Annotated in this window: 12 protein-coding genes; 8 read left to right on the top strand and 4 right to left on the bottom strand. The window is 62.7% G+C overall.

Annotation, left to right across the window (positions count from 1 at the left end; genetic code table 11):
- Positions 1–2: 2 nt before the first annotated feature.
- On the top strand, positions 3–191 hold the full coding sequence (locus JNL55_RS09565; protein WP_116813761.1) for a Trm112 family protein: 189 nt from the start codon (positions 3–5) through the stop codon (positions 189–191).
- A gap of 4 nt (positions 192–195) precedes the next feature.
- The gene (gene kdsB / locus JNL55_RS09570; RefSeq protein ID WP_293852402.1) at positions 196–969 is read left to right on the top strand and encodes a 3-deoxy-manno-octulosonate cytidylyltransferase; all 774 of its coding nucleotides are present in this window, start codon (positions 196–198) and stop codon (positions 967–969) included.
- A gap of 12 nt (positions 970–981) precedes the next feature.
- Here kdsB and JNL55_RS09575 read toward each other — a convergent pair whose 3' ends face one another.
- Positions 982–1,164, bottom strand: a complete 183-nt coding sequence (locus JNL55_RS09575; protein ID WP_293852404.1) for a hypothetical protein — start codon at positions 1,162–1,164, stop codon at positions 982–984.
- 187 nt (positions 1,165–1,351) lie between these two features.
- Between JNL55_RS09575 and JNL55_RS09580 the strand changes: the two genes are divergently transcribed.
- Positions 1,352–1,828 (top strand): low molecular weight protein-tyrosine-phosphatase, encoded by a 477-nt coding sequence (locus tag JNL55_RS09580; RefSeq protein WP_293852406.1) that lies wholly within the window; start codon positions 1,352–1,354, stop codon positions 1,826–1,828.
- A gap of 48 nt (positions 1,829–1,876) precedes the next feature.
- Here JNL55_RS09580 and JNL55_RS09585 read toward each other — a convergent pair whose 3' ends face one another.
- The gene (locus tag JNL55_RS09585) at positions 1,877–4,999 is read right to left on the bottom strand and encodes an Rne/Rng family ribonuclease (protein ID WP_293852407.1); all 3,123 of its coding nucleotides are present in this window, start codon (positions 4,997–4,999) and stop codon (positions 1,877–1,879) included.
- A gap of 506 nt (positions 5,000–5,505) precedes the next feature.
- Here JNL55_RS09585 and JNL55_RS09590 point away from each other — a divergent pair.
- The gene (locus JNL55_RS09590) at positions 5,506–6,513 is read left to right on the top strand and encodes an RluA family pseudouridine synthase (RefSeq protein WP_293852409.1); all 1,008 of its coding nucleotides are present in this window, start codon (positions 5,506–5,508) and stop codon (positions 6,511–6,513) included.
- Positions 6,514–6,516: 3 nt separating this feature from the next.
- On the opposite strand, the gene JNL55_RS09595 is transcribed toward JNL55_RS09590, so the two are convergent.
- Positions 6,517–7,134 (bottom strand): Maf family protein, encoded by a 618-nt coding sequence (locus JNL55_RS09595; RefSeq protein WP_293852411.1) that lies wholly within the window; start codon positions 7,132–7,134, stop codon positions 6,517–6,519.
- A 146-nt stretch (positions 7,135–7,280) separates the two neighbouring features.
- Between JNL55_RS09595 and JNL55_RS09600 the strand changes: the two genes are divergently transcribed.
- The 4 genes from JNL55_RS09600 (at position 7,281) to JNL55_RS09615 (ending at position 10,219) form a co-directional block, all read left to right on the top strand.
- Positions 7,281–7,829 carry a YceD family protein gene (locus JNL55_RS09600; RefSeq protein WP_293852413.1) on the top strand — a complete coding sequence of 183 codons (549 nt, stop codon included), beginning with the start codon at positions 7,281–7,283 and terminating at the stop codon, positions 7,827–7,829.
- Positions 7,830–7,856: 27 nt separating this feature from the next.
- Positions 7,857–8,048, top strand: a complete 192-nt coding sequence (rpmF, locus tag JNL55_RS09605; protein ID WP_293852414.1) for a 50S ribosomal protein L32 — start codon at positions 7,857–7,859, stop codon at positions 8,046–8,048.
- A 27-nt stretch (positions 8,049–8,075) separates the two neighbouring features.
- On the top strand, positions 8,076–9,101 hold the full coding sequence (plsX, locus tag JNL55_RS09610) for a phosphate acyltransferase PlsX (RefSeq protein ID WP_415923047.1): 1,026 nt from the start codon (positions 8,076–8,078) through the stop codon (positions 9,099–9,101).
- Between the two features lie 107 nt (positions 9,102–9,208).
- Positions 9,209–10,219, top strand: coding sequence for a L,D-transpeptidase family protein (locus JNL55_RS09615; protein ID WP_293852418.1), 1,011 nt, complete (start codon positions 9,209–9,211; stop codon positions 10,217–10,219).
- 244 nt (positions 10,220–10,463) lie between these two features.
- Here JNL55_RS09615 and JNL55_RS09620 read toward each other — a convergent pair whose 3' ends face one another.
- A complete protein-coding gene (locus JNL55_RS09620) occupies positions 10,464–10,775 on the bottom strand; it encodes an alanine-zipper protein (RefSeq protein WP_293852420.1) in 312 nt (103 codons plus the stop codon).
- Between the last annotated feature and the right edge of the window lie 70 nt (positions 10,776–10,845).

Genomic DNA, 10,845 nt, shown 5'->3' on the forward strand with positions numbered 1-10,845 from the left:
CTATGGACTCCAAACTTCTCGACATCCTGGCCTGTCCGCTCTGCAAGGGCCCCTTGCAGTACGCCAAGGCCCAGCAATTGCTGATCTGTCGTGCCGACCGGCTGGCCTATCCGATTCGCGACGGCATTCCAGTGATGCTCGAAGACGAAGCCCGCACCCTCGAACCCATGGATCCATTGTTGAAGGACTGATGTGATGGTGCCTTTCAAGGTGGTCATTCCGGCGCGCTACGCCTCGGCGCGCTTGCCGGCGAAACCGCTGCTGGATATCGGCGGCCGGCCGATGATTCAGTGGGTGATCGAAGCAGCTCTTCAGAGCGGCGCGGACGAAGTGCTGGTCGCCACCGACGATGCGCGCATCGCTGCGGTTGCCATCGATCCGCGTTCGGGTCAGTCCATCGCGGCCATGACTGGCTCAGAGCATCTGTCCGGCACCGATCGAATCGCCGAAGTCGCCCGTCAGCGCGGCTGGAGCCGACGAACCATCGTGGTCAACGTGCAAGGCGACGAGCCGCTGCTGCCGCCGGTGTTGGTAGGGCAGGTGGCTGCATTGTTGGAACAGCACGCCGACGCCGCCATTGCGACGCTGTCGACGCCGGTCAACAGCCTGCACGAGTTTCTGGATCCGAATGTGGTGAAGGTCGTGACGTCGCGCGAGGGCACGGCGTTGTACTTCAGTCGTGCGCCGATTCCTTGGAACCGCGACGGCGCGCCCCAGGGGTTGAGCAGCCAAGTGAACTTCACTGGCGCGCAACGTCACTTAGGCATCTATGCCTATCGAGTCGAAGCTTTGGAGCAGGTGACTGCGTTGCTGCCGGGCGAACTCGAACTCACCGAGAAACTGGAACAGCTGCGCGCGCTGCAGGCTGGAATGAAATTGGTAGTGGCCGTCGCATCAGCCATGCCGCCGGCAGGTGTGGATACCGAAAGCGATTTGATCCGCGTGCGAGCTGTGTTGGGGGTGAGCTGAGGTTGGGGCCAGTTAGGGAGATCGGCCCAGTTGGGTCAGTTCCGAATGATGGGCTGTCTCCAGCGTATCGCTGTCCCAACGAATCAATAAATAGCCCAGGTCCATCAAGCGCAGGACGGTACCGTCGGGGAATTCAGCACGATTCTTCGCTCGTACGCGATCGCCTTCGGCGAAGTTATGCGCACACTTGAACATGAAATAACAGCATCGTCGTCGTTATTCTGGAGGCGTCGTTATTGTGGTTGAGAGCCAACCGCAACGTTTGTACCGAGGCGCGCGCACAGCGGGCATCAGCATTTACGATTAGGGGCGCTGCTGTATTCTGGCTTCGGTAAAGCGCTCAACTTGACGCGTGCCGCGGCGTCGTTACTCTGATTACCTCATGCGCATCCTGTTCGTCTGTCTCGGCAACATTTGCCGGTCGCCTTCTGCGGAAGGCGTGTTTCGTCACGTGCTCGCGTCGCGGGCCCCGGAGCTGCAGGTCGAAATCGATTCGGCCGGCACCCACGATTATCACATCGGCAGTCCGCCGGATCGGCGTTCCATTGCCGCTGCCAAGCGTCGTGGCATCGATTTGTCGTCCTTGCGCGCGCGCCTGGTCGCGGCGGAGGACTTCACTCACTACGATCTGATTTTGGCGATGGACGATGAGAATCTACAGGAGCTGCGCCGGCGCTCGCCGGCTGCTCAGCATCATCGTATTCGTTTGATGATGGAGTTCGCGCCCCAGGCCGCTTCTCGGCACGTGCCGGACCCGTACTACGGTGGTGCGCAGGGCTTCGAGGAAGTGTTGGATCTGCTGGAGGAAGCAGCGGAGGGGCTGCTTGCCGAGTTGTTTCGGCTCGATGCCAAACGTTGATGACGATTCAGAGAGGGCGGCACGAATGCCGCCCTTCTCATTGAGTCGTTACTCGTCGCGGCGAGTGCCGCCGCCGCCCCAGGAGCTGGAGCTGCTCGCCGGAGAGGAACTCCACACGGTGTACTTGTCACCGCCGCCCTGAGCGTCGGACGACTCACGAGGCTTCGGAGCTGGAGCAGAGGAGTCGCCAGACTGCTCGCGCGGGGCATGCTCACGAGGAGCTTGTTCGCGCGGTGCTTCGGAGCGAGGCTGCGATTCGGTTCGGCTCGGAGCGCCGCCACCGAAATCACCGCCACCCGAGCTGGACTCGCGAGGCGCGTGGTCGCCGGACGACGAGCCGCCACCCGAGCTACCAGACGAACTTCCTGACGAGCTGCCGGAAGAACCGCCGCTCGAAGCGCCACCGCCTGAACCCCCGGCCGATCCGCCGCCGGTTGAGCCAGCGGACGAGCTGCCGCTCGAAGCACCACTGCCCGAGCCGGTAGACGAGCTACCACTCGAAGCGCCGCCGCTTGAACCACCAGACGAGCCACTGCCCGAGCCGCCAAACGCGCCACCGGCCGAGTTGCCGGAAGAGCTGCTCGAGCCACCCGAAGAGTTACCGAACGAGCCGCCCGCTGAGTTACCGGAAGAACTGTTCGATGAACCGCCGAACGAGCCGCCGGCGGAATTGCCGGACGAGCTGTTCGATGAGCCGCCGAACGAGCCACCGGCTGAGTTGCCGGACGAGCTGTTCGATGAGCCGCCGAACGAGCCACCAGCGGAATTGCCGGATGAACCGCCCGAAGAACCGCCAGAGCTACCCGAAGGGCCGCCGGAAGAGCCGCCGCCCGAGCCGCCGCCTTGGTCATCGCCGCCGACGTTGCCATCGTCACCGCCACGGCCGCGACCGCGACGACGGCGACCACGACGGCCACGACCGCCGCGTTCACCACGCTCACCGCGTTCGCCGGAGCGCTGAGCATCACCGCCGGGAGCGGCGCCAGCCGGAGCTGAGCCGTCAGCGGCCGGAGCGCCGGCGCCAGCGGATGCGTTAGCAGAAGCGCCAGAGGAACCAGCGTGAGCGCCGGCGGAGCCACCGGGAGCGCGCTGAGGCTGCTGCTGGCGAGGCTGCTGTTGTGAACGCGAGCCGTCACCGCGACCTTCACCGCCACGACCACCATCGCGACCACCATCAGCATGCTGGTCGCGCGGCTTATTACGATCCTGACCTTGTCGCTGTTGCTGACCGTCGCGGCGAGCTTCCTGGGCCGGTTTGTCAGAGCGCTGTTCCGGCTTGCCACCACGATCACGATCGCCGCGAGCACCGCCGCGACCTTGGCGATCACGATCGCCACCACGACCTTGGCGTCCATCACGATCACGACGCTGCCCATCCGAGCGCGGGCGCGAACCGTCGCGACGAGGCGCTTCGGCGGCCGCCGCAGCAGCAGGCGCAGCCGGCGCGCCAGTGCCAAAGAAATAACGCCACAGCTTCACAAAGATGCCGACCTGCACGACTTCCACCGGCTTCGGCGGCGGCGCGATGGTCGTCTCCGCTGCAATCGTCGGCGGTGGCGGAACCGTCGGCACAGTCGCAGTCACAACCGCAGGAGCAGCCGCGGCGGCGCGCTCTTCGCGCTTCGCAATCTCTTCAGCCGACGGCTGAGGCGCCACAGGAATGTGATGGCTGATCGTCGAGTTCTCCGGCAAGCCAGCTTCATCGTCACGCACCCGACGAATTTCGTACGCCGGCGTTTCCATGTACTTGTTCGGCACCATCACCACTTGCACGGCGCTCTTGTGCTCGATGTTGTTGAGCCACTCGCGCTTCTCGTTCATGAGATACGTAGCGACTTCCACCGGCAACTGGGCGATGACTTTGACGGTGCGATCCTTGCGAGCCTCCTCGCCGATCAAGCGCAACAGCGCCAGAGCCAGCGAGTCGACGCTACGGATCGAGCCCATGCCGTTACAGCGCGGGCAGTTGATGCTGGCGGATTCGCCAATCGACGGGCGCAGACGTTGACGCGACAGCTCGAGCAAGCCGAAGCGAGAGATGCGTCCGATCTGAATACGGGCGCGGTCCTGCTTCACGGCATCGCGCAGGCGATCTTCGACGGCGCGCTGATTCTTCTGCGACTCCATGTCGATGAAGTCGATGACGATCAAACCGCCCAGGTCGCGCAGTCGCAGCTGACGAGCGATTTCATCGGCCGCTTCCAAATTGGTATTGGTCGCAGTGGTTTCGATGTCGCCGCCGCGCGTCGCACGAGCAGAGTTGATGTCGATGGACACCAGCGCTTCGGTCGGGTCGATGACGATGGAGCCGCCCGAGGGCAGGTTGACCTTGTGAGAGTGCGCCGACTCGATCTGATTCTCGATCTGGAAGCGCGTGAACAGTGGCACGCTGTCTTCATAGAACTTCAGCTTGCGCAGGCCGGCAGGCATGAAGCGCTGCATGTACTGCTGCGCCTCGGTGTAGATCTCCTGGCTGTCGACCAGGATTTCGCCGATGTCGTCGGACAGATAATCGCGCAGCGCGCGGATGATGGCTTTGGATTCCTGATAGATCAGGAAGGGCGCGGCCTTGCCTTCAGCAGCACTGGCGACGGCGTTCCAGACTTCTTTGAGGTTATCCAGATCCCACTGCAGTTCTTCGGCAGTCCGGCCGACACCGGCGGTGCGCACGATGGCGCCCATGCCGTCGGGGATCTGCACTTGATCGAGCGCTTCACGCAGTTGCTCGCGATCTTCGCCTTCGATACGGCGCGACACGCCACCGGCGCGTGCGTTGTTCGGCATCAACACCAGGAAGCGGCCGGCGAGGCTGATGAAAGTGGTCAGCGCGGCGCCTTTGTTGCCGCGTTCTTCCTTCTCGACCTGGACGATGATTTCCTGGCCTTCGTTCAACAGCTCGCGGATGTTGCCGCGGCTGCCGGGCGATTGGCCGTCCTTGAAATACTCTTTCGAGACTTCCTTCAGCGGCAGGAAGCCATGGCGCTCGGCGCCATAGTCGACGAAGCAGGCTTCGAGACTGGGCTCGACGCGGGTAATGCGCCCCTTATATACGTTGGCTTTTTTCTGTTCCCGTGACGGGACTTCTACATCCAGGTCGTAAATTCGTTGTCCATCAACCAGCGCAACGCGCAACTCCTCTTCCTGAGTTGCGTTGACTAACATTCTCTTCATGAGGCCCTTCTAAGGATTCGAAAGGGCCGGGCGAGCACGCACGGCGGGCGCGAGCCATGGAGGCAGAAAAGGGGCGATCGGGGAATGTCTTCATCCGATGTTGCCTGCGCGGCCCCCTGGCAGTAACCGGGGAACTCCGGCGCGTTTTTTATCCTGTCGCTTTGGCTTCCCGCTCGTTGGCGTAAGCGTCGACCCGGAATACGAGGTGCGTCATTCCGGCATCGCCGTCGCGCGGCCGAGCGATGGTCTGCGACCCTGTTCGTCTCGATCGGGCAGGCCGGTCTTGAGCAGGCAGGTCTAAGCAGAACCAACTAAGATGCGGCGCCTTCGAAAGCGTAGCCTCGAGAGTGCCGCGTGTGGATGTGCGTTCGTTGTTGGGCCAATCGTCTATGGAGATCGGGCCGGGCGCGGACACACACCAGAAATCGTCGCGGAACATATCATAGGCTCGTGGTCCAATCAATGGTCAATCAATAAGTTACGAGCGCTTCTAAAGTCCCGCCCGCATGCCAAGCTCCGCTTCCTCAGATCCGCCCGATGTTTCCTCGTCCACTGCCGGTAAAGTCACGGGGGTGAGTTACGTCGAGGCCGGCGAAGGCGATGCCGGCCAACGCGTCGATAATTTCCTGAGCCGCATCCTCAAAGATGTGCCGCGCAGCCTGGTGTATCGCATCCTGCGGACCGGCGAAGTTCGCGTGAACGGCAAGCGCGCCAAGCCCGAGCACCGGCTCGCCGAGGGCGACCGAATCCGGTTGCCACCCCTGCAAAGAAAGACTGAAGAGCAACGGGCGGCCGAGCGCACCGCGCCGTCACGCTCGCTCCGGGAATACGTGGATAGCGCCATCATTCATGAAGATCGCGATCTGATCATCGTGAACAAGCCGGCGGGCGTCGCGGTCCATGGCGGCAGCGGCTTGAGCGCCGGTGTCATCGAAGCGTTGCGTGCCACGCATCCCGAGTTGAAAGAACTGGAGCTGGTGCATCGCTTGGATCGCGATACCAGCGGCGTGCTGATGGTCGCCAAGCGTCGAGCCGTGCTGCGCGAACTGCATGCTCTTCTTAGAGAGCGCGATATGGAGAAGCGCTACCTGGCGCTGGTGGTGGGCAAGTGGCCGTTCGGCACCAAGACCATCGATTTGCCGCTCAAGACCAATATGAAGCAGGGCGGTGAGCGAGTCGTGCGCGTGCATGCCGACGGGCAGGAGGCGATCACCACGTTCAAGCCACTTCAGCATTTCGGCAAGCTGGCCACGCTGCTGGATATCTCATTGGGCACAGGCCGCACGCATCAGATTCGAGTGCACGCGGCACATGCCGGTCATCCCATTGCGGGCGACGATAAATACGGCGATCGCGAACGAGATGCCAAGCTCAAGCCGTATGGATTACAGCGCATGTTCCTGCATGCACACTCGCTGACATTCGAGCGCAAGGGCGCGAAGCCATTCACCGTAAGCGCGCCGCCACCGCCTGACTGGCAGGCGGTGATCGACAAGCTCAAACAGGCGAAGTAAGCGCTACGGCAGCTCGAAGCCGTTTCTTCGCAATGCGCCGGCCAGCCAGATCAGCGGCAGGCCGATCAACGCGGTTGGATCCTGCGATTCGATACGGTTGAAAAGCGTGATGCCTAGCGTTTCCACCTTGAAGCCGCCGGCGCAGTCATACGGCTTGTCCCGCGCGACATAGCGTTTGATTTCCTCTTCGCTGAGCTGCCGGAAATGCACCGTGGTCAGGTCGACGTGACCTTCACCCTGAGTGGCGTTGGTGTTGATGACGTGCACGGCGGTGTGGAACACCACCCGCTGATTGCTGAGCGACTTGAGCTGAGCGACGGCGCGCTCGCCCGAGCCCGGCTTGCCCAGCACGTCCCGGCCGCACAGCGCCAGCTGGTCGGACCCGATGATCAGGCTATTGGTGTGCCGGCGGGCCACGGCCTCGGCCTTGGCCCGGGCCAGGCGCTGGACCAGGTCGACCGCCGACTCACCCGGCAGCGGTTCTTCGTCCACGTTGGAGGCGGCCACTGTGAACGGAATCCCCAGCCTTTCCAGCAGTTGGCGACGATAGGTGGAGGTGGAGGCGAGCACCAGCTTGAGCCCGGTCGCGGGCGCCCCTGACGGGCTTACCGGCGGGCTCATAGGCCGGCTCCGCGGGCAATTTCAGGGGACTGACTCGGGCAGGGCGGCAAAGCGCCTGTGGGCAGGATTACAAGCTGTGAGAAAACAAACATTTACGCCTTTCTTTTTTTGACACCAAGGGGGGTGATGGCTAGTATACGCGCCCCATGCCGCGACCCCCGGCCGCTCCAGTAGACAATATCGTCGATGCAGATGTCTGCGCGCGGGCGGGAAGCACGATTGCGCGACGTTTTTCGGCTGCCGAGCTGCCGCGGTTACGCGAGGCTGGCGGTCACGACGGTTCGGCGATCGAGGCCCACTTCCAGTTTTCGCTGTTCGAAGGGCGGCCGGCTGTAACCGGTGAGCTGCACGGCGATGCTGTGCTGACTTGCCAGCGCTGCATGCAGCCGGTGGCCATCGAGCTCGACGACACCTTTCAAGTGTTGTTGGTGGCCGAGGAACGCAGCGACGAGCCGGGCGGCTATGAGCCGGTGGTGGCGAACGCCTCGCGGCTGGATCTGGGTTGGCTGGCGGAGGAGCAAGTGCTGCTCGCGCTGCCGCTGGTGCCGATGCACGAGCCCGGTGATTGCGACGCTGTAGAGGCGTCGGACGAAGATGCATCGACAGTGGAGTCCGAGGACGAAGCGCCGCTCTCCGCCGGGGAGACCAAGCAGCAACCGTTCCGGAATCTGCGAGACCTGCTGCGTAAGCAGTGAGCCGTATTCGATAGTTGGAGAGAAGTCATGCCTGTTCAGAAAAGCCGAAAGACCCCGTCCAAGCGCGGCATGCACCGCTCGCACGACGGCCTGGCGCGTCCCGCTCTGTCGGTCGACCCGACTTCGGGTGAAACCCATTCCCGTCACCGCATCTCGCCGGATGGTTTCTACCGCGGCAAGAAAGTGCTCGAGAGCCGCGAAAAGCCCGACTCTGAATAACGCTGTACTCCAGTTCGAGTACCGCATCTGAGTAGCCGGCCGGTCACCATCGCGGTGGACGCCATGGGGGGCGATCACGGCCCCTCGGTCACCGTGCCTGCAGCTCTCGCAGCTTTGCAGCGAGATGCCGACCTGCGCATCGTGCTGGTCGGCCAGAAAGACCCCGTTCAAGCATTGCTGAGCGGCGCTTCGGCGCCGTTGCTCGCGCGCCTGCAACTGCGCGAGGCTTCTCAAGTCGTGACCATGGACGAGAAGCCGCAGGAAGCTCTGCGCAAGAAAAAAGATTCGTCGATGCGTGTAGCCATCGATCTGGTGAAAGCGGGCGAGGCGGACGCTTGCGTCAGTGCCGGCAATACCGGCGCGCTGATGGCCACAGGACGCTTCGTGCTCAAGACCATCGAAGGCATCGACCGGCCCGCGATCATTTCGCGCATTCGAGCCCGGCACGGTCACACCCACATGCTGGATCTCGGTGCCAACTCTGAATGCAGCGCCGAGCATTTGTTTCAATTCGCCGTGATGGGCTCGGTGGTCGCGGCCGACATGCACGGCATTGCCCAGCCGCGAATCGGCATCTTGAACATCGGCGAAGAAGAGACCAAGGGCGATAGCGTGGTCCAGGAAGCGGCCCGGCTGCTCACGGCCAGCAAGCTGAACTACATCGGCTTCGTCGAAGGCAACGATATTTTTTCCGGCGAGGTGGACGTGGTGGTCACCGACGGCTTCACCGGCAACGTGGCGCTGAAGACGATGGAAGGCCTGGCCAACATGCTGGTCGGCGCGCTGAAGACCGAATACACACGCAATCCGCTGCGCTATGTGGGCGCGCTGGCTTCGTGGCCGGTGCTTCGGTCGTTGCGTAAAGAATTCGATCCGCGCACGTATAACGGCGCGAGCATGGTCGGGCTGACCGGCGTGGTGATCAAGAGCCACGGCAGCGCCGACACCCTGTCATTCGGCAACGCCATCGCGGTCGGGGCCATCGAGGCGCGCAAGGGCGTGCCCAGCCAGATCGGCAATCTGCTGAAGGCGCAGCAGTCCGCTGTGGCTTGAATTCGGTCACAGCTCCATAATTAAGACGTTGACAGGTAGCTTTGCTTACGTAGCGATTCAGCCTGGCTCACACTCTTGACGGCGCGTAGCTGCTAGACTTTTGGCTCATGAAAATCCGTGCTTTGAAACAGTTCTTGTCGGCCACGTTGCTGTTGGCCGCGGCCTCCAATGCAGCCGCTGCGACCTATACCTTGCCGGTGGGCAAGGACACGGTCATCGGCGAAGTGACCAAGGTCATCGCCGCCCACGAGGACACGCTGCTCGACATCGGTCGGCGCAACGGCGTCGGTTACGAAGAGATCGTGGCCGCCAATCCGGGCATCAGTCCGTGGCTGCCGGGCGCGGGTACCGAAGTGATCATTCCGTCGCGTTACATCCTTCCCGATGCGCCTCGCGAGGGCGTCGTGGTCAGCCTTTCCGAGCATCGCTTGTTTTATTTTCCGCCGCATAAGCCGGGCGAGGCCGCGGTGGTTCGTACCTATCCGATCAGCGTCGGACGCATGGATTGGCACACGCCGCTCGGTTTGACGCGCATCGTGAACAAGCGCGAGAAGCCGATCTGGTATCCGCCGGAGTCGGTGCGCAAGGAGCACGCGGCAGAAGGGCGGCCGCTGGCCAAAGCAGTGCCGCCGGGGCCGGACAATCCGTTGGGCGAATACGCGATGCGCCTGGGCATTCCTGGTGGCGCGTATCTGATCCACGGCACCAATCGCCCGTCGGGTGTGGGCATGCAGGTCACGCACGGTTGCGTGCGCATGTATCCCGAGGACATCAAAGAGCTCTATCCGATGGTGCCGGTGAATACGCCGGTGCGTCTGGTCGATCAGCCTTACAAGATGGGTTGGCGCGGCGAGGAGCTGTTCATGGAAGTGCACACGCCGTTGGAAGGCACCGAGAGTGCCGAGTCGCACAGCCTCACCAACATCACCAAGCTGCTGGTGTCGGCGACTCAGGAGCGGCCTGAAGTGGTGAGCTCAGGCGTCATCGACTGGGCCAAAGCCGAGCGCACCTTCGCGCTGGCCAGCGGCATTCCCGAGCCGGTGATGCTACGTCCGGCCACTGCGCCGACTACTGTGCCGGCCACGGTACAGGTTATTGACGGTGCCACAGGTCATTAGTCGCTCGCGTGCTCCAACGCAGCGCGAGGCGCACTGCTAAACTGCGCACGCGGATCCTGCGGCTGAGGTCACCTTAAACCACCGGGTTAGTCCAGGCTGAAGCTGTGGGGTCCGCCTAGTTCAGTGAAAAGGCCGTGGAGTCATCCACGGCCTTTTTTTATGGCGGCACTTTTCAGGCATAAAAAAACGCCGCGGATTGCTCCGCGGCGTTCTTTGATCTTGCGATCTAGAAGCTAGCGCCGAATTACTTCGACTGCGACTTCTTGAACATGCGATCGATCTTCTCGTTGGTAGCGTCACAGCAGGCCTGGCTGGCCTGAGCGGCCTGCAGCGCCTGGTTGGCAGCGCTCTGCGCGCTGTCAGCAGCCGAACGAGCCGACTGAGCGGCGCTGGCAGCGGAGTCAGCAGCAGCCTTGGCGGCGGCGGCGTCCTGCACAGCCTTGTCGGCAGTGGCCTTGATTTCATCAACGGCCTTCTGGGACACGCAACCGCTGGCGGCAACGAGCGCCAACGCAGCAATACCTGCCTTCAGCGTGGTGGAGATGGTGTTCTTCATGACTTCTTTCCCCTTCATAACGGGTCGGATAAAAAAGGACCAGAGCGACAAATTTTCACGGCCTCTTAAT

The organism is Steroidobacter sp., from assembly GCF_016790065.1.
In the GTDB taxonomy this organism is placed as follows: Bacteria; Pseudomonadota; Gammaproteobacteria; order Steroidobacterales; family Steroidobacteraceae; genus Steroidobacter.

Bases quoted from the DNA above. Each gene is read 5' to 3' on its own strand.
- JNL55_RS09565 (WP_116813761.1), top strand. From the start codon at position 3: ATGGACTCCAAACTTCTCGACATCCTGGCCTGTCCGCTCTGCAAGGGC.
- kdsB (WP_293852402.1), top strand. From the start codon at position 196: ATGGTGCCTTTCAAGGTGGTCATTCCGGCGCGCTACGCCTCGGCGCGC.
- JNL55_RS09575 (WP_293852404.1), bottom strand. From the start codon at position 1,164: ATGTTCAAGTGTGCGCATAACTTCGCCGAAGGCGATCGCGTACGAGCG.
- JNL55_RS09580 (WP_293852406.1), top strand. From the start codon at position 1,352: ATGCGCATCCTGTTCGTCTGTCTCGGCAACATTTGCCGGTCGCCTTCT.
- JNL55_RS09585 (WP_293852407.1), bottom strand. From the start codon at position 4,999: ATGAAGAGAATGTTAGTCAACGCAACTCAGGAAGAGGAGTTGCGCGTT.
- JNL55_RS09590 (WP_293852409.1), top strand. From the start codon at position 5,506: ATGCCAAGCTCCGCTTCCTCAGATCCGCCCGATGTTTCCTCGTCCACT.
- JNL55_RS09595 (WP_293852411.1), bottom strand. From the start codon at position 7,134: ATGAGCCCGCCGGTAAGCCCGTCAGGGGCGCCCGCGACCGGGCTCAAG.
- JNL55_RS09600 (WP_293852413.1), top strand. From the start codon at position 7,281: ATGCCGCGACCCCCGGCCGCTCCAGTAGACAATATCGTCGATGCAGAT.
- rpmF (WP_293852414.1), top strand. From the start codon at position 7,857: ATGCCTGTTCAGAAAAGCCGAAAGACCCCGTCCAAGCGCGGCATGCAC.
- JNL55_RS09615 (WP_293852418.1), top strand. From the start codon at position 9,209: ATGAAAATCCGTGCTTTGAAACAGTTCTTGTCGGCCACGTTGCTGTTG.
- JNL55_RS09620 (WP_293852420.1), bottom strand. From the start codon at position 10,775: ATGAAGAACACCATCTCCACCACGCTGAAGGCAGGTATTGCTGCGTTG.